The 26,410-nt window shown below is 65.9% G+C and carries 26 protein-coding genes and 1 tRNA gene; 19 read left to right on the top strand and 8 right to left on the bottom strand.

The genetic code is table 11. The features are described 5' to 3' along the window. Genes QRN11_RS16425 through QRN11_RS16415 form a run of 3 tightly spaced genes read left to right on the top strand, consistent with a single transcriptional unit; the run spans window position 1 to window position 2,236 of the window. Window positions 1–1,533 (top strand): tripartite tricarboxylate transporter permease, encoded by a 1,533-nt coding sequence (locus tag QRN11_RS16425; RefSeq protein WP_091420386.1) that lies wholly within the window; start codon window positions 1–3, stop codon window positions 1,531–1,533. Next, entirely contained in the window at window positions 1,530–1,934 is a 405-nt protein-coding gene (locus QRN11_RS16420) for a universal stress protein (RefSeq protein WP_091420388.1), read from the top strand. The genes QRN11_RS16425 and QRN11_RS16420 overlap by 4 nt, the downstream gene beginning before the upstream one ends. 23 nt (window positions 1,935–1,957) lie before the next feature. After that, window positions 1,958–2,236: a hypothetical protein gene (locus QRN11_RS16415; protein ID WP_285313647.1), complete on the top strand. Its 279-nt coding sequence runs from the start codon at window positions 1,958–1,960 to the stop codon at window positions 2,234–2,236. A gap of 103 nt (window positions 2,237–2,339) precedes the next feature. Here the strand turns inward: QRN11_RS16415 and QRN11_RS16410 are convergent, their stop codons facing one another. After that, window positions 2,340–2,864, bottom strand: coding sequence for an NUDIX hydrolase (locus QRN11_RS16410; protein WP_285313645.1), 525 nt, complete (start codon window positions 2,862–2,864; stop codon window positions 2,340–2,342). A gap of 118 nt (window positions 2,865–2,982) precedes the next feature. On the opposite strand from QRN11_RS16410, the gene QRN11_RS16405 reads away from it, so the two are divergent. After that, window positions 2,983–3,258: a hypothetical protein gene (locus QRN11_RS16405; RefSeq protein WP_091420394.1), complete on the top strand. Its 276-nt coding sequence runs from the start codon at window positions 2,983–2,985 to the stop codon at window positions 3,256–3,258. A gap of 121 nt (window positions 3,259–3,379) precedes the next feature. On the opposite strand, the gene radA is transcribed toward QRN11_RS16405, so the two are convergent. Continuing rightward, entirely contained in the window at window positions 3,380–4,753 is a 1,374-nt protein-coding gene (gene radA / locus QRN11_RS16400; protein ID WP_285313643.1) for a DNA repair protein RadA, read from the bottom strand. A gap of 285 nt (window positions 4,754–5,038) precedes the next feature. Between radA and QRN11_RS16395 the strand changes: the two genes are divergently transcribed. The 6 genes from QRN11_RS16395 to QRN11_RS16370 are packed head-to-tail and all read left to right on the top strand — an operon-like array spanning window position 5,039 to window position 11,817. Continuing rightward, window positions 5,039–6,298 carry an ABC transporter substrate-binding protein gene (locus QRN11_RS16395; protein WP_502935047.1) on the top strand — a complete coding sequence of 420 codons (1,260 nt, stop codon included), beginning with the start codon at window positions 5,039–5,041 and terminating at the stop codon, window positions 6,296–6,298. A 57-nt stretch (window positions 6,299–6,355) separates the two neighbouring features. Continuing rightward, the gene (locus QRN11_RS16390; protein WP_285313639.1) at window positions 6,356–7,360 is read left to right on the top strand and encodes a carbohydrate ABC transporter permease; all 1,005 of its coding nucleotides are present in this window, start codon (window positions 6,356–6,358) and stop codon (window positions 7,358–7,360) included. Beyond that, window positions 7,357–8,277, top strand: coding sequence for a carbohydrate ABC transporter permease (locus QRN11_RS16385; protein WP_285313637.1), 921 nt, complete (start codon window positions 7,357–7,359; stop codon window positions 8,275–8,277). Before QRN11_RS16390 ends, QRN11_RS16385 begins: the two co-directional genes overlap by 4 nt. After that, on the top strand, window positions 8,278–9,720 hold the full coding sequence (locus tag QRN11_RS16380) for a GH1 family beta-glucosidase (protein WP_285313635.1): 1,443 nt from the start codon (window positions 8,278–8,280) through the stop codon (window positions 9,718–9,720). 46 nt (window positions 9,721–9,766) lie between these two features. After that, window positions 9,767–10,783 carry a LacI family DNA-binding transcriptional regulator gene (locus QRN11_RS16375; RefSeq protein ID WP_285313633.1) on the top strand — a complete coding sequence of 339 codons (1,017 nt, stop codon included), beginning with the start codon at window positions 9,767–9,769 and terminating at the stop codon, window positions 10,781–10,783. Further along, window positions 10,783–11,817, top strand: a complete 1,035-nt coding sequence (locus QRN11_RS16370) for a Gfo/Idh/MocA family protein (RefSeq protein WP_285313631.1) — start codon at window positions 10,783–10,785, stop codon at window positions 11,815–11,817. Before QRN11_RS16375 ends, QRN11_RS16370 begins: the two co-directional genes overlap by 1 nt. A 25-nt stretch (window positions 11,818–11,842) precedes the next feature. Here QRN11_RS16370 and QRN11_RS16365 read toward each other — a convergent pair whose 3' ends face one another. After that, window positions 11,843–12,970 (bottom strand): FUSC family protein, encoded by a 1,128-nt coding sequence (locus QRN11_RS16365; RefSeq protein WP_142059423.1) that lies wholly within the window; start codon window positions 12,968–12,970, stop codon window positions 11,843–11,845. A 252-nt stretch (window positions 12,971–13,222) separates the two neighbouring features. Between QRN11_RS16365 and pstS the strand changes: the two genes are divergently transcribed. The 4 genes from pstS to pstB all read left to right on the top strand — a co-directional run bounded on the left by pstS (window position 13,223) and on the right by pstB (window position 17,366). Next, window positions 13,223–14,344, top strand: coding sequence for a phosphate ABC transporter substrate-binding protein PstS (gene pstS, locus QRN11_RS16360; protein WP_285313629.1), 1,122 nt, complete (start codon window positions 13,223–13,225; stop codon window positions 14,342–14,344). A gap of 112 nt (window positions 14,345–14,456) precedes the next feature. Beyond that, window positions 14,457–15,389, top strand: a complete 933-nt coding sequence (gene pstC / locus QRN11_RS16355) for a phosphate ABC transporter permease subunit PstC (protein WP_142059419.1) — start codon at window positions 14,457–14,459, stop codon at window positions 15,387–15,389. Then, window positions 15,390–16,502, top strand: a complete 1,113-nt coding sequence (gene pstA, locus QRN11_RS16350) for a phosphate ABC transporter permease PstA (protein ID WP_285313627.1) — start codon at window positions 15,390–15,392, stop codon at window positions 16,500–16,502. 84 nt (window positions 16,503–16,586) lie between these two features. After that, a complete protein-coding gene (pstB, locus tag QRN11_RS16345; RefSeq protein ID WP_091420417.1) occupies window positions 16,587–17,366 on the top strand; it encodes a phosphate ABC transporter ATP-binding protein PstB in 780 nt (259 codons plus the stop codon). A gap of 92 nt (window positions 17,367–17,458) precedes the next feature. Here the strand turns inward: pstB and QRN11_RS16340 are convergent, their stop codons facing one another. The 4 genes from QRN11_RS16340 to QRN11_RS16325 form a co-directional block, all read right to left on the bottom strand. After that, window positions 17,459–17,863, bottom strand: a complete 405-nt coding sequence (locus tag QRN11_RS16340; RefSeq protein WP_091420419.1) for a hypothetical protein — start codon at window positions 17,861–17,863, stop codon at window positions 17,459–17,461. 225 nt (window positions 17,864–18,088) lie between these two features. Continuing rightward, complete coding sequence (locus tag QRN11_RS16335; RefSeq protein ID WP_285313626.1) at window positions 18,089–19,102, bottom strand: inorganic phosphate transporter; 1,014 nt, start codon at window positions 19,100–19,102, stop codon at window positions 18,089–18,091. 1 nt (window position 19,103) lies between these two features. After that, window positions 19,104–19,721 (bottom strand): DUF47 domain-containing protein, encoded by a 618-nt coding sequence (locus QRN11_RS16330; protein WP_285313625.1) that lies wholly within the window; start codon window positions 19,719–19,721, stop codon window positions 19,104–19,106. Window positions 19,722–20,046: 325 nt separating this feature from the next. Further along, window positions 20,047–20,706, bottom strand: a complete 660-nt coding sequence (locus tag QRN11_RS16325; RefSeq protein WP_091420424.1) for a hypothetical protein — start codon at window positions 20,704–20,706, stop codon at window positions 20,047–20,049. A 180-nt stretch (window positions 20,707–20,886) separates the two neighbouring features. On the opposite strand from QRN11_RS16325, the gene QRN11_RS16320 reads away from it, so the two are divergent. From QRN11_RS16320 to mmuM, 3 genes are all read left to right on the top strand, one after another. Then, a tRNA-Lys gene (locus tag QRN11_RS16320) sits at window positions 20,887–20,959 on the top strand. A 100-nt stretch (window positions 20,960–21,059) separates the two neighbouring features. Continuing rightward, entirely contained in the window at window positions 21,060–22,076 is a 1,017-nt protein-coding gene (locus QRN11_RS16315; protein ID WP_285313623.1) for a LacI family DNA-binding transcriptional regulator, read from the top strand. Between the two features lie 46 nt (window positions 22,077–22,122). Beyond that, window positions 22,123–23,085 carry a homocysteine S-methyltransferase gene (mmuM, locus tag QRN11_RS16310; protein ID WP_285313766.1) on the top strand — a complete coding sequence of 321 codons (963 nt, stop codon included), beginning with the start codon at window positions 22,123–22,125 and terminating at the stop codon, window positions 23,083–23,085. Window positions 23,086–23,148: 63 nt separating this feature from the next. Here mmuM and QRN11_RS16305 read toward each other — a convergent pair whose 3' ends face one another. Continuing rightward, the gene (locus QRN11_RS16305) at window positions 23,149–23,649 is read right to left on the bottom strand and encodes a hypothetical protein (RefSeq protein ID WP_285313621.1); all 501 of its coding nucleotides are present in this window, start codon (window positions 23,647–23,649) and stop codon (window positions 23,149–23,151) included. A 229-nt stretch (window positions 23,650–23,878) separates the two neighbouring features. Between QRN11_RS16305 and araB the strand changes: the two genes are divergently transcribed. Both araB and QRN11_RS16295 read left to right on the top strand, forming a co-directional pair. Then, the gene (araB, locus tag QRN11_RS16300; protein ID WP_285313619.1) at window positions 23,879–25,660 is read left to right on the top strand and encodes a ribulokinase; all 1,782 of its coding nucleotides are present in this window, start codon (window positions 23,879–23,881) and stop codon (window positions 25,658–25,660) included. After that, window positions 25,657–26,352, top strand: a complete 696-nt coding sequence (locus QRN11_RS16295; RefSeq protein WP_091420429.1) for an L-ribulose-5-phosphate 4-epimerase — start codon at window positions 25,657–25,659, stop codon at window positions 26,350–26,352. Before araB ends, QRN11_RS16295 begins: the two co-directional genes overlap by 4 nt. The last annotated feature ends 58 nt before the right edge of the window (window positions 26,353–26,410 follow it).

The raw sequence follows: 26,410 nt of genomic DNA, 5'->3' as shown, positions 1-26,410 counted from the left end.
GTGGATTTTCTGAATCCCGTCATTAACGGTTTTGCGGTGGTCCTGGAGCCTACCAACCTCCTCTACTGCCTGATCGGCGTCGTCATCGGCATGCTGATCGGTGTGCTGCCCGGCTTGGGGCCCGCGGCAACCATCGCCATCCTGCTTCCGCTGACCTACAACGTCGAGCCGGTCACCGCCATCATCATGCTCGCCGGCATTTTCTACGGCGCCCAGTATGGAGGCACCATCACCTCGGTGCTGCTCCGGCTTCCCGGCGAAGCCTCCTCCGTGGTGACCGTCTTTGACGGCTACCAAATGGCCCGGCAGGGCAAGGCCGGTACCGCCCTGGGCCTTGCCTCCATCGGTTCCTTTATCGGCGGCACGGCGGCCATCATCGGCCTGACCTTCCTGGCGCCCATCGTTGCCGGTTTCGCGCTGGATTTCGGGCCGCCGGAGTACACCGCCCTTGCACTGCTGGGCATCCTCCTGGTGGCCACCATCAGCAGCGGCGCGAAAGCCAAGGCACTCATAGCCGCGGCCCTCGGCCTACTGCTCGCCACGGTCGGCAGGGACATTTTCACCGGCGAAAGCCGTTTTACCTTCGGCAGCCTGCAACTGGCCGACGGCATCGACTTCGTGCCGATTGCCATGGGCATCTTCGGGCTGGGTGAGATCCTCTACAACCTGGAGGAACGGCACCGGGCCGCCAAGGCGCCGTCGAAAGTGGCCAACGTCTGGCCTTCCCGCGGCGATCTCAGGCAGGCCTCGGGCGCCATCGGCCGCGGCTCTGTCCTGGGCTTCTTCCTCGGCATTCTTCCAGGCGGCGGCGCCACTATCGCCTCCATGGCCTCCTACGCCATGGAGAAGAAGCGCGCCAAGCAGCCCGAGCGGTTCGGCAAGGGAGCGCCGGAAGGCGTGGCCGGCCCGGAAACGGCCAACAACGCCGCCGCCACCTCCTCGTTCATCCCCCTGCTGACGCTGGGCATCCCGGCCAACGCCACCATGGCGCTGATGTTCGGCGCGCTGCTGATCCAGGGCGTAACCCCCGGCCCGCAGCTGGTGGAGCAGAACCCGGAGCTGTTTTGGGGCGTAGTGAACTCCATGTACATCGGCAACATCCTGCTGCTGATCATGAGCCTGCCGCTGGTGGGAATCTTCGTCCGGATCCTGCGGGTCCGTGCGGCCATCCTGGCGCCGGTCACTGCCCTGATCACGCTGCTGGGTGCCTACACCATCAACAACAGCATGTTCGATGTGACGCTCGTGGTGGTCTTCGGCATCATCGGGTACCTCATGAAGAAGTTCGGGTTCGAACCCGGGCCCCTGGTCCTGGCCTTTGTGCTCGGCGAACTGCTCGAAAGCTCCATGCGGCGTTCGCTGCTGGTCTTCGGCGGCGACCCGCTGGGCTTCTTTGGCCGGCCCATTTCAGCCACGTTGCTCGTTGTTTTTGTCCTGGTGGCAGTACTGCCGGTCATCCGGACTTCCATCGCCAAGCGCAAGCCGCCCGTCGCTGCACCAGCAGCGCGGCAGGACATCAAGGAGAAAGTATGAGCATCGTCGTCGGATTCGTTCCCACGCCGGCAGGAGAAGCCGCCCTTACGGCCGGCATCGCCGAAGCCCGGCTGCGGAACGAGGACCTCCTGATCGTCAACTCCGCCAGGGAAGGCGCACTGGTGGACAAGTCCGTGGCGCCCGAGGAGCTCCTGGCGCAGGCCGCCCGCCGCGCCACCGAGGCAGGGGTTAAGGCGAGCGTCATCCAGCCGCCCTACCAGCATGACCTCGCGGATGAATTCCTGGACGTGGCCAGGGACGCTGATGCTTCCTTGATCGTCATCGGGCTTCGGCACCGCACCCAGGTGGGAAAGTTCATCCTGGGCAGCCACGCCCAGCGCATCCTCATGCAGGCAGACCGGCCGGTCCTGGCCGTCAAGGCCGACGGCGGAAACTTCTAGCAGAGAGTCCTTTGGAGAGGCGCATGTACGTTCACAAACCAGCCCGCCGGGGAACGGTAAACGCGGCGCCGCCGGTTCCTGACTGGTCCAGGCTCTGCCGCAACGACCATGTGGAGCTCCATGCCGCCGGCCGTGCCCCGGTGTCCGGAATTATCGACATGATTGCCGCAGACCGAAGCGTCTTCTGGATCATCCGGGACGATGGGGCCGGCAGGACCATGCTGTGCTGCGGCGACGACGTGACCGTGGTCAAGGTTGCGTCAGCCAACCCCATGGCGGGGCGAATCCGCGCGGCAGCCTGAAGGACGCCGCATCTGGCGCGGCAAGGGCGTGCAAGGCCGGGAATCCCAGAGGGTTCCCGGCCTTCAGCCGTCTGGGGGACAGGGGCGGTCTTCGGTGGCACCTTCACGCGGACCGGGGGTGGACATGTTCGGCGAGGGCGTCCAGGACCTGGACCTGGCCCTTCACCAGCTTGAGCCTTGCCTCTGGCTCCGCAAACCAGCGGGCGTCGTCAATTTCGGGAAAGTGCTGGATCCGGCCTGAACCCTTGGGCCATTCCATTGGGAAGGTATTGCTCTCGATGCGTTCCGGCTGGAAGTCCTGTTCGGCCGCGTAAACGGTGATGATCTTGCCGGAGGGCTGGCGGAATTCGCCGAGGTGTTCGTAGTCAGCAGCCGGTGCGGGTGTTCCCATTTCCTCGGCGAACTCCCGGATGGCGGCCGCCAACGGGTCCTCGTCCTCCGTGTACTCGCCCTTGGGAATGGACCAGGCGTGCGCGTCCTTTCGGGCCCAGAACGGACCGCCCATGTGGGCAATCCACACCTGCAGCTCGGCGGAAACACCAGGTGCGCTGCCTGGCTGTTGACCGGTGGCGGGCCCCGGCGTCGCACCCATCCTGTACAGGAGGATTCCTGCGCTTCGGACCGGCATGTGTCCTCCATTTCCAGCAACAAACGAAAAGAAGCGAATTCGCCGTCCAGTGTTAACCGGCAGTTCACGGCCCTGCTTTAGGTTATTCCTTCAGGCACTTTCCTCGAAGGGACCGGTCATGGCCAATATTGCTGAGGTTTTGGGACGGCTTACGCCGGAAGAACTTGATGAGCTTCGCAGCCTTGGTCCGCAGGGCCACCTCCCGCGCCACCTGGTTGAGGCACTGGACCGCGCGGCCGGGGGCCCCGGTTCGGGCCGCGGCTATTACGTGCCCAACGGAAATGTCAGTGCCACCGGCGGCCCGCTGCTGGTGCTGCGCAGCGACGTTTCCGGCTGGCTCCTCAACTCCCACCGGGACGACCCCGACGCCTTGCCGCAACACGGCCAGCACTGAACGCGGCAGAAGGCGCCGGCGGGCCTGTCAATCAGCAGGCACCGGCCAGGCAGCGGCGTCAGCCAATCAATCGGACCAGCCGATCAACCGGTTTGCCAACCGGCCTGCCAATCAGCAGGCGCTAGCCGATCAACAGGCTCAGGGCTTCCGTCAGGTGCTCCACTTCCCGGACCGAAAAACCGGCCGGGACGGGCCCGGGGCCGGCATGGCTTGCCGGGACCACGGCATGGGTAAACCCCAACCGGTGGGCCTCCTGGATCCGCTGGTTGATGCCCGGAACCGGGCGGACTTCGCCGGCGAGTCCCACTTCGCCGAAAGCAATCAAGCGGATCGGGAGGGGTTTGCGCGCCTTGGCCGAGGCCACGGCGAGGGCGACCGCTAGATCCGTGGCGGGTTCGCTCAGCTTCACCCCGCCCACCGTGGCCACGTAGGAGTCGTCCTTGTGCAGCAGTGTCCCCGCGCGCTGCTGCAGCACCGCCAGCAGCATGGAGACCCGGGAACTGTCCAGGCCGCTGGTAGCCCGGCGCGGCTGCGAGTTGGGGCTCTCGGCCAGCAGCGACTGCACCTCGGCCAGCAGTGGGCGCCGGCCCTCCATGGTCACGGTGATGCAGGTGCCCGAGACCGGTTCCTTGGTGCGGCTGACAAACAGCCCGCTGGGATCGGCGAGGCCTTCGATGCCGTTCTCGTTCAGGTCGAAGCAGCCCACATCGTCGGTAGGCCCGTAGCGGTTCTTGACGGCGCGGAGCAGCCGCAGGCGCGAATGCCGTTCTCCCTCGAACTGGCACACCACATCCACCAGGTGCTCCAGGAGCCGGGGCCCGGCGATGGAACCGTCCTTGGTCACGTGGCCCACCAGCAAGGTGGTCATGTTCCGCCGTTTTGCCGCGGCAATAATGGATGCCGCGACCTCCCGCACCTGCGAAACACCGCCCGCGCTGCCGTCAACGTCGGCGCTGCTGAGGGTCTGGACCGAGTCCACGATCAGGAGCCGCGGCTCGATCTTCTCCACCTGCCCCAAGGCCTGGCCCAGGTCCGTTTCCGCCGAGAGATACAGGGACTCCGCGACGGCGTCGATCCGCTCGGCGCGCAGCTTCACCTGCGCCGCGGACTCCTCGCCGGTCACATACAGCACGTCCTGGGCGGTGCGTGCGAACTTCGCAGCGACGTCCAGGAGCAGCGTGGATTTTCCGACGCCGGGTTCGCCTGCCAGCAGGATCACCGCGCCCGGGACCAGGCCGCCGCCCAGCACCCGGTCCAGTTCGTCCACGCCCGTGGGCAGGAAAGCGGCCGTGGTGGCATCCACCTCGGCAATCCGGCGGGCCGGCTCGAGGACTGTTGTGGCCGCCGTCGTGCGCGCAACCGCGGTGCCCGTCTCCTCCACGGTGCCCCACGCCTGGCACTCGCCGCAGCGACCCACCCATTTCACGGTGGTCCAGCCGCATTCGGCGCATTTGTAGGCGGGCGCCTTGGCGGCCCGGGAAGTCTTTGTTGCCATGCGTCCAACCCTAATGGCGGCCACCGACAATCCCCGCCCGCACCCTAACCTCGCACGCTCGGCCAGGGAACCCTGCGGGCGTGGGCCGACCGCCGACCGTAACCTCCCACCAACAGGACACCACGAGAGAGCGCTCTCTTGACAGTGATCTGCGCCACCTCTACAGTTGAGGAACTTGCCAGAGAGCGCTCTCTCAGCGCCGGTAGTTCCCCCCACAAAGGAGTGACCTTGAAATTCGCACGACATACCGCGGCCGCAATTGCGGGCGCAGCGGCCCTGGCCCTGATGGCCACCGGCTGCAGCAGCAGCAGCAAAGAACAGGCAGCAAGCGCAGACAACCCCGTGGAACTCACGGTCACCACTTTCGGAACCTTCGGTTACGACGATCTCTACGGTGAATACGAGCAGGCCAACCCCGGAATCAAGATCAAGGCAACGAACATAGACCGCGGAGCCAACGCCCGCACCGACGCGTTCACGAAACTTGCTGCCGGCTCCGGCCTCAGCGACGTGGTGGCCATCGAGGAAGGCTGGCTCGGATCCATCATGGAAGTTTCGGACCAGTTCGTGGACCTGAACGAGCACGGGGCTGCGGACATCAAGGACAACTGGGTGGACTGGAAGTTCAAGCAGGGCACAGATCCGGACGGCCGCGTCATTGGTTACGGAACAGACATCGGACCCCAGGGCCTTTGCTACAACGGGAAACTGTTTGAGGCTGCCGGCCTGCCGAAGGACCGCGAATCGGTAGCGAAGCTGTTCGGCGGCGAGGACGCCACGTGGGAGACCTACTTCAAGCTCGGCGAGCAGTACAAGGCGGCCACCGGGAAGGCCTGGTATGACCAGTCCGGCTTCGTCTGGAACTCCATGGTGAACCAGATGGAGGAGGGGTACTACACCAAGGACGGAAAGCTGAACATTGATGGCAACGCGGAGATGAAAGCCAAATTCGAGTTGCTGGCGGCCGGAACGGCGGCGGGTCTGTCCGCCAACCAGACCCAGTTTGACTGGGGCACCGGCAAGGCGTTTACCGACGGCTCCTTCGCGACTTTCGTCTGCCCCGGCTGGATGCTCGGCACCATCAAGGGCCAGCTTGAATCAGCAGGCGGCGGCGCGGACAGCGGCTGGGACTTCGCCGATGTCTTCCCGGGCGGGGCCTCGAACTGGGGCGGCGCTTTCCTCTCAGTGCCCAAGACCTCCGAACATCCGGCAGAAGCTGCCAAGCTCGCCGCCTGGCTGACTGCGCCTGAGCAGCAGGTCAAGCAGTCGGCCGCGGCCAACAACTTCCCCAGCACGCTTAAGGCACAGGAGAAGCTCGTGGCCGACGCCACCCCCAACGTGCTGTTCAACAACGCCCCCACCGGCGTTATCCTCGCCAACCGCGCCAAGGGAGTGGTGGCCCAGTTCAAGGGACCGGACGATTCCGTCATCCAGGAGAACGTGTTTGGCCCGGCCCTGAAAATGCTCGACGGCGGCACGGCCAATGCTGACAAGGCCTGGTCCGAAGCACTGACCCTCCTCAACGACCTGGTCGTAAACAACTAGCACCACCCGCTGCGGGGTCTTCCGGAAGGGAGGCCCCCCGATGGAGGGCAAGAGCCCATGACAACCACCCTGAACCGGGCCGCCAAACCCGCGGCCATCAAACCGAAACCCACCTGGAAGCAGCGGCTGAACGTCTTCGACGTCAAAGCATCGCCCTACCTGTACGTCGCCCCGTTCTTTATCCTCTTCGCCCTCGTGGGGCTTTTTCCCCTGGTCTACACCTTCGTGGTGAGCCTCTTCGACTGGCACCTGCTCAAGGGCCAGGGGGACTTCGTGGGGCTGCAAAACTTCGTGGAGGTCCTGCAAGACCGTTTCTTCTGGAACTCCCTGTTCAACACGGTGAGCATCTTCCTGCTCTCCGCCATTCCGCAGCTCGCCGTCGCGCTCTTCCTGGCGGCAATGCTTGACCAGAACCTCCGGGCCAGGACCTTCTGGCGGATGAGCGTCCTCCTGCCCTACATCGTGACGCCGGTGGCAGTGGCCATGATCTTCACCAACATGTTCGGTGAGCAGTACGGCCTGATCAACAACGTCCTGGGCAATATCGGCCTGGACCCCGTGATGTGGAAAAGCGAAACCCTGCCCAGCCACATCGCCATCGCCACCATGGTGAACTGGCGCTGGACCGGCTACAACGCGCTGATCCTGCTCGCAGCCATGCAGGCCGTTCCCCGCGACCTCTACGAGTCCGCCGCCCTGGACGGGGCCGGAGCGGTACGCCGGTTCTTCAGCATCACCCTGCCCAGCATCCGTCCCACCATGGTGTTTGTGGTCATTACGTCCACCATAGGCGGCCTGCAGATCTTCACCGAGCCGCGCCTGTTCGATCCCGCCACCGCAGGCGGATCACAGCGGCAATTCCAAACCACCGTGCTGTACCTCTGGGAAATGGCCTTCCAGCGCCAGAACTTCGGCAAGGCATCCACCATCGCCTGGCTCCTTTTCCTGATTATCGTGCTGTTCGGTCTGGTCAACTACCTCATCTCCCGGCGGATCGCCACCGCAGACGCCACCAAACCCTCCCGGGCTGCCCGGAGACGCGCCGAAAGGACCACGCGATGAGCATCATCGAAGGGGCAGCCCCGGCACCCACTGAATCCCGCACTTCCGGAACGCCTGCGCCAGGCCCCTCCACCGGACCACGCAAGCGCTTCGTCGGCTCCGGAGAAAAACCCGGCTTCCTGACTTACGGCCTGCTCCTGGCGTTCCTGCTGTCCTCGGCCTACCCGCTGTGGTGGTCCGCCGTGATCGGCAGCCGTTCCAATGAGGCCCTGAGTGAAACCTGGCCGCCACTGCTCCCGGGTGGAAACTTCTGGACCAACGTGGGTGAAGTCTTCGACACCATTCCCTTCTGGCTCGCCCTGGGCAACAGCGTGCTGATTTCCTGCATCATCACCGTTTCGGTGGTGGGCTTCTCCACCCTGGCCGGCTACGCGTTCGCCAAGCTCCGCTTCAAAGGCCGGGACGGGCTCATGCTGATGGTGGTGGCCACCATGGCCATCCCCACCCAGCTCGGAATCATCCCGCTCTTTATGGTGATGCGCACCCTGGGCTGGACAGGTGAAATCGGCGCCGTGGTGGTGCCCACCCTGGTAACGGCGTTCGGTGTCTTCTTTATGCGGCAGTACCTGGTGGACGTCATCCCGGACGAACTCATCGAGTCCGCCAGGATGGACGGGGCCAGCATGATTTCCACCTTCCGGCATGTCGCCATCCCCGCAGCGCGGCCCGCCATGGCCATCCTGGGCCTCTTCACCTTTATGACGGCCTGGACTGATTTCCTCTGGCCCCTTCTGGTGCTCGACGCCGGCAACCCCACCTTGCAGTCGGCGCTCAGCCAGCTTCAGTCTGCCCGCTACGTGGACTACTCCGTGGTCCTCGCCGGCGCCGTGCTGGCAACCCTCCCGCTGCTGGTGCTCTTCGTACTGGCAGGAAAACAACTCATCTCAGGAATCATGCAAGGAGCAGTGAAGGGCTGAATGCAGCACTCAACATATAAGCGGCAATGGCCCGAGGGCTTCCTGTGGGGATCGGCGACGGCGGCCGCCCAGGTAGAGGGCGCCGGCCACGAAGGCGGCAAGGAAGATTCGATTTGGGACCACTTCGCCAGGATCCCCGGCGCCATCGCCAACGGTGACACCCTCGAGCAGGCAGTGGACCACTATCACCGGATGCCCCAGGACGTCCGGCTGATGAAGGAACTCGGACTGGATTCCTACCGGTTCTCCACCAGCTGGGCGCGGGTCCGTCCAGGAGACAGGACCCCGAACCGCGAGGGCCTGGACTTCTACTCCCGGCTGGTGGACGAGCTGCTCGAAGCTGGCATCCTGCCCTGGCTCACCCTCTACCACTGGGACCTGCCGCAAGCACTTGAGGAGAAGGGCGGCTGGGCCAACCGGGACACCGCGTACCGGTTCGTTGAGTACGCAGACGACGTGTATTCGGCGCTGGGGGACCGGGTCCGCCACTGGACCACGTTCAACGAACCCTTCTGTTCATCGCTGCTGGGCTACGGGGATGGGGTCCACGCGCCCGGCCGCCAGGAGCCCGCGGCAGCCATCGCCGCCGTTCACCACCAGCATCTCGCCCACGGGCTGGCAGTCACGGCGCTGCGAAGCCGTGGAGCCGGGCAGCTGGGCATCACCCTTAATCTGAGCAATTCGATTCCGCGGGACAGCCAGGACCCGGTGGACCTTGACGCCGCCCGCCGGTTCGACTCCCTGCAGAACCGGATTTTCCTGGACCCCATCCTGCGGGGAAGCTACCCGGAGGATTCGTTGCGGGACCTGGCACCCTTCGGCCTGCAGGGGGTGATCCGTCCGGGCGACCTCGAAATCATCAGCGCGCCCCTGGACTTCCTGGGCGTGAACCACTACCACGATGACCTCATCAGCGGCCACGCCGACGCCGCCGGGAGTGACGGCCACTCCGGCGGAGCCGAACGTCCCACCGCCTCACCCTGGATCGGTTCCGAGGACATCGCGTTCCCCAGCAGGGGGCTGCCGAGGACAGCAATGGGCTGGGAAGTGAACCCCGAGGGCCTGCGTACGCTGCTGGTCCGGCTGGGCGAGGAGTATCCGTCCTTGCCGCCGCTGTACATCACCGAGAACGGCGCCGCCTACGAGGACACGGTGGATGCCGGCGGCGCAGTGCACGACGAGGACCGGACCCGGTTCATCCTGGACCATGTGGCCGCCGTCGGCCAGGCCATAGACCAGGGTGCGGACGTCCGCGGCTACTTCGTCTGGTCCCTGCTGGACAACTTCGAATGGTCGTGGGGGTATGGAAAACGTTTCGGGATTGTCCGAGTGGATTACGGCAGCTTCGAGCGCACCGTCAAGGACAGCGGGAAGGCCTACGCCGGGTTGATTGCCGCGGCGAAGCGGAACATTCCACGCCCCGCTGTTTCCCTGCCCGCCTAAACTGAAATCCCCGGCCCAGTGCCAGCTAGATCACGGAGCGAAGATTGTGAAGCAAGACCCCAGCGCAAGCAGGCCGGCGCCCACCCTTGAGATGGTGGCAGCGCTGGCCGGCGTTTCCCGCGCCACCGTCTCGCGGGTGGTTAATGATGTGCCGAGCGTGGACGAGGACATCGCTGCCAAGGTGCGGCAGGCCATTCTCGCCGTCAACTACACCCCCAACCGGGCAGCCCGTACCCTGGCCAGCAGGAAGCCCAACTCCGTGACCCTTATCGTGCCGGAGTCCACGTCCAAGGTCTTCGCGGACCCGTTCTTTGCCTCAGTAGTGGAGGGCGTGGCCCTTTATCTGGCAGACACGGACTACACACTGAACATGGTGATTGCTTCCGAGGCCAAGCCGGAAAAGACCCGGGCTTTCCTGCTCGGCGGAAGCGTCGCAGGGGCCCTGGTGGTGTCCCATCATGCGGGGGACACGTCCTGGACCCACCTGGGCGACTACATCCCCATGGTGTTCGCCGGCCGGCCCCTGCGCGAAAGCGGCAGCTACTACGTGGACGTTGACAACGAGGCCGCAGCCGCAGGGGCAACCCGGCTGCTGATCGAACGGGGACGGAGCAACATCGCCACCATCGCAGGCCCCCAGGACATGCCGCCGGGCATTGACCGCGTCAACGGCTGGCGAAAAGCCCTGGCGGAAGCGGGGCTGGATGATTCCATGGTGGAGTACGGGGACTTCACCCTCGCCTCCGGAGCCAAAGCGATGCGGCGCCTGCTGGGCAGCGGGCGGCCGGTGGACGGACTGTTCGTCGCCAATGACCAGATGGCCGCCGGGGCCTACACGGTCCTGCAGGAGCGCGGACTCCGGATACCCGAGGATGTCGCTGTGGTGGGGTTCGACGACGACTCGTTCGCAGTTTCCGTGGACCCGCAGCTCACCACGGTGCATCACCCGATCATCGACATGGGAAAGAAAATGGCGGAAATCCTGGTGAACCTGATTGAGGGGAAGGACCCGGACCGGGTGACACAGATCCCCACGTCACTCGTGGTGCGCGGGTCCGCCTGATGGGCGCCGAGGAGGAAGGTTCCGGCCACAGTGGGCGCCTCCTGCGGTGGGGTGTTGTGGCCACCGGCAGGATCGCCCACCGCGTAACCCGCGACCTCGCCTGCCTTGAGGATGCCACGCTGTATGCGGTGAGTTCGCGGAGCGAGGGCTCCGCCCGGGGCTTCGCTGAAGAGCACGGCTTTGCCGTGAGCTACCACGACACACCCACCGCAACCGGCTACCAACAGCTGTTCGCCGATCCTTTGGTGGACGTGGTGTACGTGGCCACGCCGCACGCCCAGCACTTCGAAGTTGCCCTTGCCGCCCTCGACGCCGGCAAACATGTCTTGTGCGAAAAGCCCCTCACCATCAACGCCCGTGAGGCCCGCGAACTGACCGCGCTGGCGGGGGAACGGGGAGTGTTCCTGATGGAGGCGGTGTGGACCCGTTTCCTGCCGGCTACCCGCCGCGCCCTTGAGCTGGCCGGCAGCGGGGCGATCGGCACGGTGCGCTGGGTCCAAGCGGACCTGGGCTTTCCGGCTGTGTACGATCCAGCGGACAGGCTGTGGGATCCGGCTGCCGGCGGCGGCGCCCTCCTGGACCTCGCGGTGTACCCGCTGACCTGGGCCGTGGCTGCCCTCGGATTTCCCACCAGGCTCACCGCCACGGGGCACCTGAACCGGGACGGCGTGGACGTGCAGAACACGCTCACGCTCGAATATCCGGAAGGCGCCGCAGCCCAGCTGACCTCCTCACTCTCGTCGGCCGGTCCGGGCATGGCAACACTCGGCGGGACCGCCGGCTGGATCAGGACCGGTTCCCCGCTGTACAGCCCGAAAAGCCTGGAAATTTGCGGCCTGGACGGCCGAATCCGGGTTGAGGAATTTCCAGAGGAGACCGAGGGCTTCATCCACGAACTGCGCGAAACGGCACGGTGCATCCGCGCCGGTCTCCAGGAGAGTCCGCTGATGCGCTGGGCCGAAACCGTGCAGATGATGCAGCTGCTGGACGAAGCACGGCAGCAACTGGGGCTGCACTACCCCAACGACGTTTAGTTTCGGCTGGGCTCAACCACCGGAGCTAAAGCGCCGGGAGCACGTCCCGCGCCTCACGCGCGTCCATCCCCGTGGCCTCCAGGAGGTCCACCATCAGGGGCCGGTAGAGCATCACCACCGTTTCGCCTTCGAGCCGCTGCACTTCAAGCAGCTTCGGGTGCAGCCGCAGGGCAATCTCGCTCAGGTCACGCCGGGCCGTGCGCAGGTGGGCGCGGCGGACGCCGTCGTGCGTTTCCGCCAGGCCCAGCGACAGCTCATCAATGGCGGCAGCGGTCTCCTGCAGCACTTCTGCGATGTTCTCCGTTGCCTCGTCCGAGAGCGCCGCGTGATTGATGGCGCTCGTCAGCCGGCGGGCGAAAACCCGGCTGTTCCGCAAAGCCAGATCAATAAAGTCCAGTGACACTTTCAGCTGGTCCAGCTCCTCCCGGTGCCGCCGGTAGGCGGGCGCAAGCCTGGCCACCTCCCCGGAAGAGCGCAGGGACTGGCGCATCGCGTCCACCAGCGGCTGGCAGTTCCGGCCCCGGATGAGCGCGTGCCATGCCTGCGTGGAGTCGCTGTCGGCCAAGGCGTCGGCACACTCGCGCAGCACCTCCGCCAGTTCGTGCAGCAGCTTCTGCACGTCCTTGCGTGGCTCCCGCCGAGGGTCCTTGGGGATCAGGATGGTCACCAGCAGAGCGCACAGGCCGCCCACCACGGCGTCGATACTCCGGGTGAAAGGCCCGCCGGCCGGCGCCGGGAGCAGCACCACCAGCAACGACTGAAGCCCCAGCTGCGTGGTAAAGATGGTGCCGCTGTCCAGGAAGCGGGCCAGCAGGATGGAGAAGAGCAGCACGACGGCGGCCTGCCAGATTCCGCTGCCCAGCCAGTGCAAGAGCAGGTCGCCTACCGCGATGCCGATGGTGCAGCCCAGTCCCACCTCCACCACCCGCCGCAGCCGCGGTTCGCGCGAGAAGCCCAGGGCGATCAGGGAGGAGGTGGCGGCGAACAGGGGCCCGGAATGGCCCAGCACGTACTCGGCGAAGGCATAGGCGCCCACTGCGCACAGGGTCATCTGGATGGCAGGAACCAGCGAATTCCGGCTCCGGATCAACCCGGTGCGGATACGGCCGTGCAGGAAACGCCTGCCCGCTGAGAGTCCTGCTGCCGAAGCCATGACGTCCAGTCTATTTGCTGCCCGTGTTTTATTTTTGCTGCCGCGCACTACGGCCGCAGATGTGATCTGCGCAATGGGAACCCGGCACTTGTCAGCAAATATCCCGCCGTCGTTAATGTTCCGTTCACTTTGGACAGCCCATCCCGTTACCTGCGGCCCTTAACTTCGATGAAGGTACAAAACGTACGCATCGCGCTGCAGGGTTCTCCGCCCCTGTCCCGCAACTGAGAAACCCTGGAAGGGGTACACCTAGTGAAGGCACTTCGCTTCGGCCGCCACGCCGCTATTGCTGTTATCGCAGCCGGCGCACTCGCGCTCACCGCCTGCGGTTCAGACAACGCCACGGGCACCGCGCCCAGCGGCAACCAGACTTCAGCCGGACCCAAGGTGACCGGCACGCTCACCGGCATCGGCGCATCCTCCACCACCGCGGCCATGGACGCGTGGAAGGCCGGCTTCGCCTCGGCAAACCCCGGCGCCACCGTGCAGTACTCGCCGGACGGCTCCGGCGCCGGCCGCAAGGCCATCATCGACGGCTCGGCACAGTTTGCCGGTTCGGACGCGTACCTCAAGGACGAAGAACTTGAAGCCTCCAAGGCCAAGTGCGGCCCCGAAGGTGCTGTCAACATCCCGGTCTACATCTCCCCGATTGCCGTAGCCTTCAATCTCCCCGGCATCACCGAGCTGAAGCTGGACGCAGCCACGGTGGCCAAGATCTTCCGCGGCCAGATCACCACCTGGAACGATCCCGCCATTGCTGCCCTGAACGACGGCGTCACCCTGCCGGACCTCAAGGTCACCCCGGTGAACCGCTCCGACGACTCCGGCACCACCACCAACTTCACCGACTACCTGGCGTCGGCAGCATCTGAGATCTGGACGGACAAGGCCGCCGGCGTCTGGCCTGCAAGCCTCCAGGGTGAGAACGCCAAGGGCACCTCCGGCGTGGTCAAGACAGTCACCGACACCCCCGGTGCCGTGACCTACGCTGACGACTCCGCCGTTGGCGGCAAGCTCGGCACCGCCTCCATCAAGGTGGGCGAAGACTTCGTGAAGATCTCCGCCGACGCCGCCGCCAAGGCAGTTGAAGCCGGCAAGCCTGTTGAAGGCCGCTCCGCCAACGACGGTGCCATCAAGCTGGACCGCAAGACCACCGCCTCCGGCGCCTACCCCGTGGTCCTGGTTTCCTACCACGTCGTATGCAGCACCTACGACAAGAAGGAGACCGTTGACCTGATCAAGGCCTTCGAGAACTACGTAGTGTCCGAGGAAGGCCAGCAGACGGCTGCGGATTCCGCCAAGTCCGCTCCGCTCTCCTCCACCCTCGCCGAGAAGGCAAAGGCGGCCATCGAGTCCGTCAAGGTCAAGTCCTAATCAGCGCACCAAATCCGGGTTCCCCGCCTGCCGGCAGGCAGTGCGGGGAACTTGGCATTGGATGCACGTTCTTCCAGTCTTTGAATAACCTCCACGATCGAAGGGCCGTCGAATGACCGCCACCCCCCTGACCAGCACCCAGGGCGCCGGCCGCGCCGGGGACAAAATCTTTTCGGGTGCCGCGCTGGCCGCCGGCTGCCTCATTCTCGCCGTCCTCTTCGGCGTCGCGCTCTTCCTGGTGGTCCAGGCCATCCCGGCGCTGACGGCACCTGCCGCCGAGATCCAGGGCGGTGCAGGCTTCTTCGCCTACATCTGGCCTATTGTGATCGGCACGCTCATCGCAGCAGTCATTGCGCTGGTGATTGCCACGCCCATCGCCATCGGCGTTGCCCTGTTTATCTCCCACTTCGCCCCGCGCGGACTCGCCGCCGGCCTGGGCTACGTGGTGGACCTGCTCGCCGCGATCCCCTCTGTGGTCTACGGCGCGTGGGGTGCAGCGTTCCTGGCCGGCCAAATCTCCCCGGCCTACAACTGGCTCGCCCAGAACATGGGCTGGCTGCCGATCTTCCAAGGCCCGGCCTCCGCCACCGGCAAAACCATCCTTACCGCAGGCATCGTCCTGGCCGTGATGGTGCTGCCCATCATCACCTCACTGTCCCGCGAAATCTTCCTGCAGACCCCCAAACTGCACGAGGAAGCCGCGCTCGCATTGGGTGCCACCCGCTGGGAAATGATCAAGATGTCCGTCCTGCCCTTTGCGCGGCCCGGCATCATCAGCGCCGTTATGCTCGGGCTCGGCCGCGCGCTCGGCGAAACCATGGCGGTGGCCCTCGTGCTGTCCTCCGGAGCCCTGACGGCCAGCCTGATCCAGTCCGGCAACCAGACCATCGCCGCGGAGATCGCCCTGAACTTTCCCGAGGCCAGCGGACTCAAGGTCAGCACGCTCATCGCTGCGGGCCTGGTCCTGTTCATCATCACCCTGGCCGTGAACATGATCGCGCGCTGGATCATCACCCGGCACAAAGAATTCTCGGGAGCCAACTAAATGACCTCCACCCTTACTCCCGTCCGCAGCAAGCGCTCGGCGCTCACCAAGGGCCAGCTGCCCAAGTACGCGCCCTACGTGGTCCTTGCCGTTGCACTGATTCTCGGTGCGGCGCTCCTGGCCCTGGTGGGCTTTAACGCCTTTGGCTGGGGCGTGGTCTCCGCGATCCTGTTCGCCGTTGGGCTCGTGTCCTGGAGCGCAGCAGTGGAAGGATCCCGCAAGGCCAAGGACAAACTGGCCACCTGCCTGGTGGTGGGATCCTTCCTGGTTGCGCTGCTGCCGCTCGTCTCGGTCATCTGGACCGTGCTGGTCAACGGAATCCCCGGCCTCCTGACACCGGGATTCCTGAGCAGCTCCATGAACGGCGTCACGGGAGTGTACGACAGGCGGGCCGTGGAAGAGGGCGCACCCGTCCTGGGCGGCATCTACCACGCGCTGCTGGGTACGGTGGAGATTACCCTGCTGGCCACCGTTATCTCCGTGCCGGTGGGCCTGCTGACCGCGATCTACCTGGTGGAATATGGCAGGGATGGCCGGCTCGCCCGCGCCATCACCTTCTTCGTTGACGTTATGACCGGCATCCCGTCCATCGTGGCCGGCCTCTTTGCCGCCGCCTTCTTCTTCGCGGTGGTGGGCCCGGGAACCAAGACAGGCGCCGTGGCCGCCGTCGCCCTTTCCGTGCTGATGATCCCCGTTGTGGTGCGGTCCAGCGAGGAAATGTTGAAGATCGTGCCCAACGAACTGCGTGAAGCGGCGTACGCGCTGGGCGTGCGCAAGTGGCGGACCATCGTCAAGGTGGTGATTCCGACGGCGATCTCCGGCATCGCTTCGGGCGTCACCCTGGCCATCGCCCGCGTTATCGGCGAGACGGCGCCCATCCTGGTCACCGCCGGCTTCGCAACCAGCATCAACTCCAACGTGTTCAGCGGCTGGATGGCCTCGCTGCCCACGTTCATCTACACCCAGATCCTGAACCCAACGTCGCCGGCCAACCCGGACCCGTCCTCCCAGCGGGCCTGGGGCGCTGCCCTGGTGCTGATCATCCTGGTGATGATCCTCAACCTGGGCGCCCGGCTGATCGCCCGGGTCTTCGCCCCCAAAACGGGCCGCTGACCGCGGCTCCGGGCATGTGGCACCTACCGCCGCTTCCGGCCGGAACCTAGACTTCAATTCATCCCCAGTTAGTGAAGGAACACCATGTCTAAGCGCATCGACGTCAAGGACCTGAACGTGTACTACGGCGATTTCCTCGCCGTGGAGGACGTCACCATCAACATCGAGGCCAAGTCCGTCACCGCATTCATCGGTCCGTCCGGCTGCGGCAAGTCCACCTTCCTGCGGACCCTGAACCGCATGCACGAGGTACTTCCCGGCGCCCGCGTGGAGGGCGAAGTGCTCCTCGACGGCGACAACCTGTACGGCCCGGGCGTGGACCCTGTTACCGTCCGCTCGCAGATCGGCATGGTGTTCCAGCGGCCCAACCCGTTCCCCACCATGTCCATCCGTGACAATGTGCTGGCGGGCGTGAAGCTGAACAACAAGAAGATCTCCAAGGGCGAGGCCGACGTCCTGGTGGAGCGCTCACTGAAGGGCGCCAACCTCTGGAACGAGGTCAAGGACCGCCTGGACAAGCCCGGTTCGGGCCTTTCCGGCGGCCAGCAGCAGCGGCTCTGCATCGCGCGGGCCATCGCAGTGGAGCCGCAGGTGATCCTGATGGACGAGCCGTGCTCCGCGCTGGACCCCATCTCCACCCTGGCCATTGAAGACCTCATCAACGAGCTCAAGGACCAGTACACGGTGGTGATCGTGACGCACAACATGCAGCAGGCAGCCCGCGTCTCGGACCGCACCGCGTTCTTCAATATCGCCGGCACCGGCAAGCCCGGCAAGCTCATCGAAGTCGGCAACACGCACACCATCTTCAGCAACCCCACGCAGAAGGCCACGGAAGACTACGTCTCCGGCCGCTTCGGATAATCCCCAGCCGCGCCCCAGGCTCGCACGCTCGCCCGGGGACCCCTGCGGCCGTGGGCCCACAGCCGGCTGAACCAGGGGCCGTCGTCGTACGCCTATTCGGGGACTTCCAGCTGGAAGCCGCACCGGCAGCGCAGCACCCGGGTGGGCAGCGAGACGGTGTTCAGTGCCCCGCCGGAACTGCTCCGGTAGCACAGGCGCTCTATCTCGAACTCGGCTTCCTCCATGGCAAATCCGCAATGGATGTACTCGTCACCGAGCAAAATAACCTTTGCCATCCACCGCACCTGGCCGAGCGCCGCGGCTACGTCGGCCGCATACGCGAGGTGCTCCTGGAACCGGCGGCATTCGTTGCACGTATAGGAGACGGTGACCAGGTCGCCATTGGCGGCACCCATCGCAATGATCGCGTGGATGGTCAGCTGCTGTTCCGTTCCGCAAAGCTCGCACTGCATATGGCGTGGCTGAGGGTGGTCGTGGCGGGGAGCCGGGGTAGACATGGCGCCTGGTCTTTTCCACGTTGTGCAGCCAACCCGCCGATATGCTGCAGCGGAACCATCCCCAGCCCTGCACCCGGCTGCGGATGGCAGGCCCGGCAGCGGTGCTGGGGGCCTACTTTTGAATTTACGTCACCAGCTTCCGGCTGTACAGGTCTTGTACGGCAGGGCAGCAGCAGACGACGGCGTGGTCCCCGGCTGTGAGCCGGCGGACCCGGTCCGCGCGGCTTATTCCGGCAGCGGGGAAAGTGCCAGCGCCAGCACAAAGGCGAGGGCGGCCGTGGCCAGCGGGGTGAGGATCCAGAGCCCCACGATGCGGATCACCAGCTTCCGGTTGGTGACCGAGAAGTGCTGGTTCTCTCCCGCGCCCAACACCGCCGAGGTGACGGTGTGCGTGGTGGACAGGGGCCAGTGCAGGCCGATGGCACCCACAAAAAGCATCACGGCACTGAAAATCTGGGCCACCGAGCCGCGCAGCGGGTCGATCCTGGTGATTTTATGGCCGATGGTGTGCGAGATCCGCCAGCCGCCGAACATCGTACCGGCGGCGATCATCACCGCGGAAAGCAGCGCAACCCACACGGGGATGCTGCCGCCGTCGGAATAGCCGCCCGCCAGCAGGGCAAGGAGGAGGACGGCGCTGATCCGCTGCCCGTCCTGCAGGCCATGGCCGAACGCCACCGCCCCCGCGGCGATGGACTGGCTCCGGCGGAACCGCTGGTTCACCACGTTCGGCTGCGTGTGCCGTGCGGCCCAGGTGGCGGGGTAGACCAGCATAAACGCGCCGCTGTAGGCCACCAGGGGGGACAGCACCAGGGGCAGGATGACCTGGAACAGCAGGGAGTTGTCCACCCCGCCAACACCTGGCCCACCCATGGCGAGGCTGGCGAGTCCGGCCCCGGCAAGGCCGCCCACCAGGGCGTGGGTGGTGGAGGCCGGGATGCCCCGCCACCACAGGAAGACACCCCAGGCGATGGCGCTGGCCAGGCCGGCCAGGAGGATGCTGAGTCCGTCCGTCCCGGCAGGGAGGCTGATCCAGGCCTGGCTCACAGCCACCGCCAGGCCCGCGCTGAGCAGTGCACCAATGAAGTTGAAGAAGGCTGCGAGCAGCACCGCCACGCTGGGCGTGAGTGCCCGGGTGCGGACGGCAAGGGCCACGGAGGTGGAGACGTCGCGGAACCCGTTGACGAAGGCGAACACGGCGGCCAGGAGGACCACTGCGCCGAAGACGACTGCCGTCACCTCAGGATTCCTTGACGATGATGCTGCCTACCTGGGTGGCGATGCGGCGCATGTCCTTGGTGACTTCCACGAGTTGGTTGGCGATGTCGCGGTTGCGGGAGTACTGCGCCCACTTCATATCGCTGATCATGTCCGCCACCCACACCCGGTGGGTCCGTTCGGCACGTTTGGCCAGGCGGAGGATTTCGATCCAGTAATCCTCGAGGTCGTCCAGGTTGTCGAGCCGCCGCATGGCATCCACGGTGAGCTCGGCCTGCCGGCTGATGATCTCCAGCTGGTCCGCGGCCCGTTTGGGGAGGCGCTCCAGCCGGTAAAGGGCCACGAGTTCCGCGGCGGCATCCAGTTTCTCGATGGCCTCGTTGAGGTACCGCGAGAGGGCATACATGTCCTCGCGCGGCAACGGGTTAACAAAGCTGGTGCGCATGTGCGTCAGAAGGGCGAAATGCAGTTCGGCGGACCGTGCCTCGTGGTTGTGCATGTCCTCCACAAGCCTGCCGTGCTCCGCCGCGGGGACACCGAGGATTTCGGCGAGGGTGGCGCTGCCCAGCACAATCTGCTGCGCCATTTGCGACAAGAGGTTCAGCCCGGCGGGCTCCTGGGGAAAAAGGCGCAGTTTCACGTAGTTACCGGTCTCCGGGAGTAGTTCAGGGCGGGAGTTGCCTGCCGTGTGACGTGACCCCGGCGCAACCAACGCTAACTCTACCGGCCCGTAAAAGGAGGGTTGAAATGGGCTGACGGCAGGCGGCCCACGAACATCAGGCCGGCCGTAAGCGGGCATAAAAATGGTGCCGAACCGGATACGCCTCTCGGCGGTAGGCCGCTCTAGGCGGCTAAATGTTGAAGCCCGGGGGTTTCGCGGCTCGGCACCAGTTTCAGTGTTCTACGTTGGTTGGCCCAAGTCAACATTGACAGATCGCCGGTTCTGGGCCACAAAGCGGGCCCTGTCAGTCCAATTCGCCCAGCCGCCAGGCGTTGGCGGCGTGCTCAAGGTCTTCAGCGGTTTTGACCAGTTGGTTGGAGTTGCGGGTGAGCTTGCTGGCGTGGGCCTCGTTGCCGTGCTCGGCCCCGTCGGCAAGGGTGGCCTGGCCGAGTGCCACCACGCGGCAGAACGCCGCGGAACGTTCCAGCGCGACGTCGAACTCGCCGTCGAACGCCCCGGACAGGATGGCGTCCGCCATGGTCTTCATCTCGTCTGCCCCGGGAGGCTCGGCCGCGCCGGCCACCACGTTGGAAACCTGGGCAGTGTCCTTTCCGGCGCGGAAGTAGACGGAAATGCGCTCCGGGTCCTGCACTGTGGCCGCCCGCAACGCATAAAGGCGCCAGAGGGCACCCGGAAGCGACCGGGCCGGGCTCTCCGCCCACATCTCCGCGATGGCCTCCAGGCCCTGCTCGTCAGCCAGCCTGACCAGCCGCTCGGTCACGGCGGGATCGTCGCTGTCGCGGCCGTGCCGGACCAGCGCCTGGGCGGCGAGGTGGGCGGCCTCGGACACGCGCGCGGGATCCGCGCCGCCGGCAAAAGGCTCAAAGTCCACGGGGGCGAAAGGCTTCGGCTTGTGGTGCCGGTTGGCGCCGCCGTAAGGACTGGGACCTGGTTGCTCGCTCATGCCACCCACGCTACTCCTGTGCCCTGCCGTAAATCGAGCATCGGAACCCTTTGCACACGCGCCCGACGGCGGGTCCCGGCTTGCGTTCAACGGGGCCGGAACCATGGGTTAGAGTATTAAATGTCCAGAAATGGACTGGGCCGGGCAGGCCGGCACTTCGGTGCCCACACAGCCCGGCAGGGGCCTTTAGCTCAGTTGGTAGAGCATCGGACTTTTAATCCGTGGGTCGTGGGTTCGAGCCCCACAGGGCCCACTCTTTGTAAGAGCGGGAATCCCCCGGCAGCCTTTCGAAGCCGCCGGGGGATTTTTCGTGGGGCGCGTGGCAACCCGGGCCAAACGGGCACAATGGGGACATGACTAAAAGCAGCAGCGGGCGCCTGCCGCGCCTTGAGGACGTGGCTGAACTTGCTGGTGTTTCGCACCAGACCGTTTCCCGGGTGGTAAACGGCCACCCCAATGTCAGCAAGGCAACGCGCGAAAGGGTCGAGGCGGCCATCGCACAACTGGGCTACCGCCGCAACACTGCGGCCCGCAGCCTGGTGACCCGGCGCTCGCAGACCATCGGGGTGCTGGGCAGTGAGCTTTCACAGTACGGCCCCGCCAACACCATGCTCGGCGTCGAGCGTGCCGCGCGCGATGCCGGCTACTTCGTCAGTATCGCCGCGCTGCGTTCCATCGGCCGGGACGCCATCTTCGACGCCCTCCGGCACTTTATGGACCAGTCGGTGGACGGGATCGCCGTCCTGGTGCCGCACACCGAAACGCTGCGGATCCTGGAGGAGTTCAACCCCGGCGTCCCGGTGGTGGCCGTCGGCTCGGCGGGCAACGACGCCGTCAGCGGCGTGATGGTGGACCAGAAGAGCGGCGCCGGGATCGCCGTCGGGCATCTCATCGACCTCGGGCACCGCAGGATCGGCCACGTCGCCGGGCCGGCGGACTGGATCGATGGTGCCCTCCGGGCCGAGGGCTGGCGTGCAGCGCTCCAGCAGGCGGGTTTGCAGGACGACCTGGTGCTGGAAGGCGACTGGAGCGCCGAAAGCGGCTATGCGATCGGGCGGCGGCTGGCGGCCGAGCGGACGGCAACGGCCCTGTTCGTGGGCAACGACCAGATGGCCCTCGGTGTACTGCGCGCGTTTAATGAGGCGGGCGTGCGCGTGCCCGACGACGTCTCCGTGGTGGGGTTCGACGACCAGCCTGAATCGGGCTTCTTTACCCCGCCCCTCACCACCGTGCGCCAGGACTTCGAAGAGCTGGGCCGGCGCTGCATGGATGCCATGCTGAAGGAGATCGAAGCGGGCGCGCCGGTCAGTTCCACGGTGGTCATCCCGCAGTTGGTGCCCCGGGAGAGCACGGCAGCACCGCGCTCCTGACCCGCGCCCTTCCCTGTAGCCTGAAGTGATGCCCCTGCCTGACACCATGCCCCGCAACAACGCCCTGTCCCGCCTGCTTGAAGCCGGAGAGAAACTGGTCCTGGACGGTGCCCTGGCCACCGAACTTGAAGCACACGGCTGCGACCTGGAGGACCCGTTGTGGTCTGCCAAAGTCCTGCTGGAGCAGCCGGAACTCGTCAGGCGGGTCCACCTTGACTACTTTCGTGCGGGGGCGCGGGTTGCCATCACCGCCAGCTACCAGGCGACGCCGCTGGGGTTCGCACGCCGGGGGATTTCCGAAGCTGAAGCCCTGGAACGGGTGGCACTGAGCGTCAGCCTGGCAGACGAAGCCCGCCGCGAGCACCTGGCCGCAAACCCGGAGGCCGGCCCGCTGCTGGTGGCCGGATCTGTTGGACCGTACGGCGCCTACCTCGCGGACGGATCCGAATACCGCGGCGACTACACCCTGAGCCGGAACGATTTTAAGGCGTTCCACCGGCCGCGGATCGCGGCCCTCGTGGACGCGGGAGCCGACGTCCTTGCCTGCGAAACATTGCCCTCGCTGCCTGAAGCTGCCGCGCTGCTGGAACTGGTTGCCGAGTTCGACGTCGAATCCTGGCTGACGTTCACACTCCGGGATGGCGCGCACATCAGTGACGGCACTGCCCTCGAACGGGTGGCGGAGCTGTGCAACGACGAGCCGCGCGTAGCCGCGATAGGGGTGAACTGCGTCCCGCTGGAGTTGGTCACTCCGGCACTGGATGCCTTAGGGCGGGCCACCCGCAAACCGTTGATCGCTTATCCCAACTCCGGAGAAACCTACAACGCCACCACCAAGACCTGGGGGCCGTCCGCAGCTTCCGGTGACGCCACTGATGCAGGACGCGCGCCGGCCAGCCTTGTGGAAGGAGCCCGGGCGTGGCAGGAACGCGGCGCGCGGATGGTGGGCGGCTGCTGCCGGACCACGCCGGCGGACATTGCCGCCTTGGCCCGCCTCTGGCGGTCCTGATCCCGCATCAGCCGGCACTTCCGGTGAGCCCCGGCCGGGCGTGAGCCTTATCCGGCGAGAGCACTAAACAGTGGGGGATTTTGGCCGGGATGCGTGGAAGCGCCGGGACCAGCGGACAAAACCGGGCCAGTAGTACATAACGGCATAGGTTGAAAGCGCCGCGGCCATGTGCGCGTGGAGCATCAGGTGCGGCGAATACCCGGGCGGCGGTGCAGCCTCGGCCCCCGATGGTCGATCCTGCGCGGGGTACGGGACCTCCTGCCCGCTGCCGCCGTGCCCATGGCTGGGTATCCCTTCGGCGGAGCCGCCGGAAAACGCCGCAAATCCCAGGTGAAGCAGTTGCTGGGCCACCGCGCACGCGAGCAGCACGGCCCAGCCGGGGATGCTGAAGCGCCCGATCATCGCTGCCGCCATGCCGAGCAGAGCTGCCAAAGCCACAAGGATGATGAGCGAGGGCGCCGGGCCGCCGGCCGCCAGGTGCGCTGCCAGGCCGAAACCCGTGGAGAGCGGACCGGCCAGCCACGCGACAGTCCCAGTGCGCCCTGCCGGTTGAAGGGTTGCCACGAACTTCCTTCCTGCCCAGGGCGTCCCGTGTGACGGTCCATCCTGTCCCTGCTCCATCCTGTCACTACCCCATCTGTCCCTACCCCATGTGGCAGCCGTCCCACAGTTTCCGTGGTGATACTTGGCGCGCCTCGATTTACAACGTTGCCTTTTGGGGCATTGACTTCATTCTTGTTAGCGCTCACAATTGAAAGGTCGCGAAGCTGCGGCAGCTATTGGAGGAACTTTTATGGACGTCAGAGTGGACACGGACAGCTACGTCATCGGTGTGGATTACGGGACCCTTTCCGGCCGGGCCGTGGTGGTCCGCGTGCGGGACGGCAAGGAGCTGGGCAGCGGCGTGTACGAGTACCCGCATGCAGTGGTTACTGATGTACTCCCGGAAGACGTCGCCGGCCAGGGCGCCGATGGACAGTCCGTCCGGCTCCCGGGGGAATGGGCCCTCCAGGTGCCCAACGACTACCGGGACGTCCTTCGTTTTGCCGTCCCGGCAGCTGTGGCTGAGGCGGGAATTGACCCGGCAGCCGTCGTCGGAATTGCCACGGACTTCACCGCCTGCACCATGGTGCCGGTAAAAGCGGACGGAACCCCACTGAACGAGGTGCCCGGATTCGAAAACCGGCCGCACGCCTACGTGAAGCTTTGGCGCCACCACGCCGCGCAGGGCCAGGCCGACCGGATCAACCGGCTGGCGGCCGAACGCGGCGAAGAGTGGCTGCCCAGGTACGGCGGGCTGATTTCTTCTGAGTGGGAGTTCGCCAAGGGCCTGCAGCTGCTGGAGGAGGACCCCGAAGCCTACGCCGGGATGGACCACTGGGTGGAGGCTGCGGACTGGATCGTCTGGCAGCTGTGCGGCCAGTATGTCCGCAATGCCTGCACTGCCGGTTACAAGGGGATTTACCAGGACGGGCGCTACCCGTCGGAGGATTTCCTGGCTGCCTTGAATCCTGGGTTCAAGGACTTTGTCAGCACGAAGCTGGAACACACTATTGGACGTCTCGGCGACGCCGCCGGCTACCTCACGGCGGAGGCTTCCGGCTGGACAGGCCTGCCTGAGGGCATCGCCGTCGCGGTAGGCAACGTGGACGCGCACGTGACCGCTCCGGCGGCGCGCGCGGTGGACCCCGGCCAGCTGGTGGCGATCATGGGCACCTCCACCTGCCACGTGATGAACGGTAATGAACTCCATGAAGTGCCGGGCATGTGCGGTGTGGTGGACGGCGGCATCGTGGACGGACTCTGGGGGTACGAGGCCGGCCAGTCCGGCGTGGGCGACATCTTCGGCTGGTTCACTAGGTACGGTGTGCCGCCCGGATACCACGCGGCCGCCGAAGCAGCAGGCGTGGGGATCCACGAATACCTCACTGAGCTGGCGTCCCGGCAGTCCATTGGTGAGCACGGCCTGATCGCTTTGGACTGGCACTCGGGCAACCGCTCGGTGCTGGTGGATCACGAACTGTCCGGGATCGTGGTGGGGCAGACCCTGGCCACCCGCCCCGAGGACACTTACCGCGCCCTGCTCGAAGCCACCGCATTCGGCACACGGACCATCGTGGACGCGTTCCGCAGTTCCGGCGTTCCGGTCAAGGAATTCATCGTGGCCGGCGGCCTGCTCAAGAACCGGCTCCTGATGCAGATCTACGCTGACGTCACGGGACTGCAGCTGTCCACGATCGGCTCGGAGCAGGGCCCGGCCCTGGGCTCGGCCATCCACGCTGCCGTGGCGGCCGGGAAGTATGCGGACATCCGGGAGGCGGCCGCCGCCATGGGGGCGGAGCCGGGCGAGGTGTACACGCCGATCCCTGAAAACGCGGCCGCCTACGAGGAACTGTTCCAGGAATACAAGACCCTGCATGACTACTTCGGCCGGGGCAGCAACGACGTGATGCACCGGCTCAAGGCCATCCAGCGGAAGGCTGCCGGTTCCCCCGGCGGAGCCGCCGCTTCCCTGGCGGGAAATGCAGACCAGGATACCGCGGCTGTTGAGGCCGCTGTGGAGGTGTCCGCATGAGCACCGGAATCCTGGACACCATCGCCCGCGTCAGGGAGGAAGTCTGCGCCCTGCACGCCGAGCTGACCCGGTATGAACTGGTGGTATGGACCGCGGGCAACGTCTCCGCCCGGGTCCCCGGCCACGAACTGATGGTCATCAAGCCCTCGGGCGTCTCTTACCAGGATCTGACGCCGGAGCAGATGGTGGTCACGGACTTGTACGGGGTGCCTGTGCCGGGAGATGCGACAGGTGAGTGGGGCAACCCGGCGCTCTCGCCGTCGTCGGATACTGCTGCCCATGCCTACGTGTACCGGCACATGCCGGAGGTGGGCGGGGTGGTGCATACGCACTCCACCTACGCCACCGCGTGGGCGGCCCGCGGCGAGTCCATCCCGTGCGTCCTGACCATGATGAGCGACGAATTCGGCGGATCCATCCCGGTGGGACCGTTCGCACTAATCGGGGACGATTCGATCGGGCACGGCATCGTGGAGACGCTGAAGAACTCGAACTCACCGGCGGTGCTGATGCAGAACCACGGCCCGTTCACCATCGGCAAGGACGCCAAGTCCGCGGTGAAGGCTGCGGTGATGTGCGAGGAAGTGGCCCGCACCGTCCACATCGCCCGGCAGCTCGGCGAGCCCATAGCCATCGACCAGAGCCACATCGATTCCCTGTACGCCCGGTACCAGAACGTCTACGGGCAGTAATCCAGCGCCGCCGATCCAAGCAGCACCCCCAAGAACTTACTCCCAACAAGACTTACTC

It is taken from the genome of Pseudarthrobacter sp. fls2-241-R2A-168 (assembly GCF_030209335.1).
Taxonomy (GTDB): Bacteria; Actinomycetota; Actinomycetes; order Actinomycetales; family Micrococcaceae; genus Arthrobacter.
Note: the sequence above shows the minus strand (reverse complement) of the source record. Positions and strands in the feature narration are given on the sequence as shown.

Excerpts from the sequence above, each read along its gene's own strand:
- QRN11_RS16420 (WP_091420388.1), top strand. The coding sequence starts at position 1,530 with ATGAGCATCGTCGTCGGATTCGTTCCCACGCCGGCAGGAGAAGCCGCC.
- QRN11_RS16415 (WP_285313647.1), top strand. The coding sequence starts at position 1,958 with ATGTACGTTCACAAACCAGCCCGCCGGGGAACGGTAAACGCGGCGCCG.
- QRN11_RS16410 (WP_285313645.1), bottom strand. The coding sequence starts at position 2,864 with ATGCCGGTCCGAAGCGCAGGAATCCTCCTGTACAGGATGGGTGCGACG.
- QRN11_RS16405 (WP_091420394.1), top strand. The coding sequence starts at position 2,983 with ATGGCCAATATTGCTGAGGTTTTGGGACGGCTTACGCCGGAAGAACTT.
- radA (WP_285313643.1), bottom strand. The coding sequence starts at position 4,753 with ATGGCAACAAAGACTTCCCGGGCCGCCAAGGCGCCCGCCTACAAATGC.
- QRN11_RS16395 (WP_502935047.1), top strand. The coding sequence starts at position 5,039 with ATGGCCACCGGCTGCAGCAGCAGCAGCAAAGAACAGGCAGCAAGCGCA.
- QRN11_RS16390 (WP_285313639.1), top strand. The coding sequence starts at position 6,356 with ATGACAACCACCCTGAACCGGGCCGCCAAACCCGCGGCCATCAAACCG.
- QRN11_RS16385 (WP_285313637.1), top strand. The coding sequence starts at position 7,357 with ATGAGCATCATCGAAGGGGCAGCCCCGGCACCCACTGAATCCCGCACT.
- QRN11_RS16380 (WP_285313635.1), top strand. The coding sequence starts at position 8,278 with ATGCAGCACTCAACATATAAGCGGCAATGGCCCGAGGGCTTCCTGTGG.
- QRN11_RS16370 (WP_285313631.1), top strand. The coding sequence starts at position 10,783 with ATGGGCGCCGAGGAGGAAGGTTCCGGCCACAGTGGGCGCCTCCTGCGG.
- QRN11_RS16365 (WP_142059423.1), bottom strand. The coding sequence starts at position 12,970 with ATGGCTTCGGCAGCAGGACTCTCAGCGGGCAGGCGTTTCCTGCACGGC.
- pstC (WP_142059419.1), top strand. The coding sequence starts at position 14,457 with ATGACCGCCACCCCCCTGACCAGCACCCAGGGCGCCGGCCGCGCCGGG.
- pstA (WP_285313627.1), top strand. The coding sequence starts at position 15,390 with ATGACCTCCACCCTTACTCCCGTCCGCAGCAAGCGCTCGGCGCTCACC.
- pstB (WP_091420417.1), top strand. The coding sequence starts at position 16,587 with ATGTCTAAGCGCATCGACGTCAAGGACCTGAACGTGTACTACGGCGAT.
- QRN11_RS16340 (WP_091420419.1), bottom strand. The coding sequence starts at position 17,863 with ATGTCTACCCCGGCTCCCCGCCACGACCACCCTCAGCCACGCCATATG.
- QRN11_RS16325 (WP_091420424.1), bottom strand. The coding sequence starts at position 20,706 with ATGAGCGAGCAACCAGGTCCCAGTCCTTACGGCGGCGCCAACCGGCAC.
- QRN11_RS16315 (WP_285313623.1), top strand. The coding sequence starts at position 21,060 with ATGACTAAAAGCAGCAGCGGGCGCCTGCCGCGCCTTGAGGACGTGGCT.
- mmuM (WP_285313766.1), top strand. The coding sequence starts at position 22,123 with ATGCCCCGCAACAACGCCCTGTCCCGCCTGCTTGAAGCCGGAGAGAAA.
- araB (WP_285313619.1), top strand. The coding sequence starts at position 23,879 with ATGGACGTCAGAGTGGACACGGACAGCTACGTCATCGGTGTGGATTAC.
- QRN11_RS16295 (WP_091420429.1), top strand. The coding sequence starts at position 25,657 with ATGAGCACCGGAATCCTGGACACCATCGCCCGCGTCAGGGAGGAAGTC.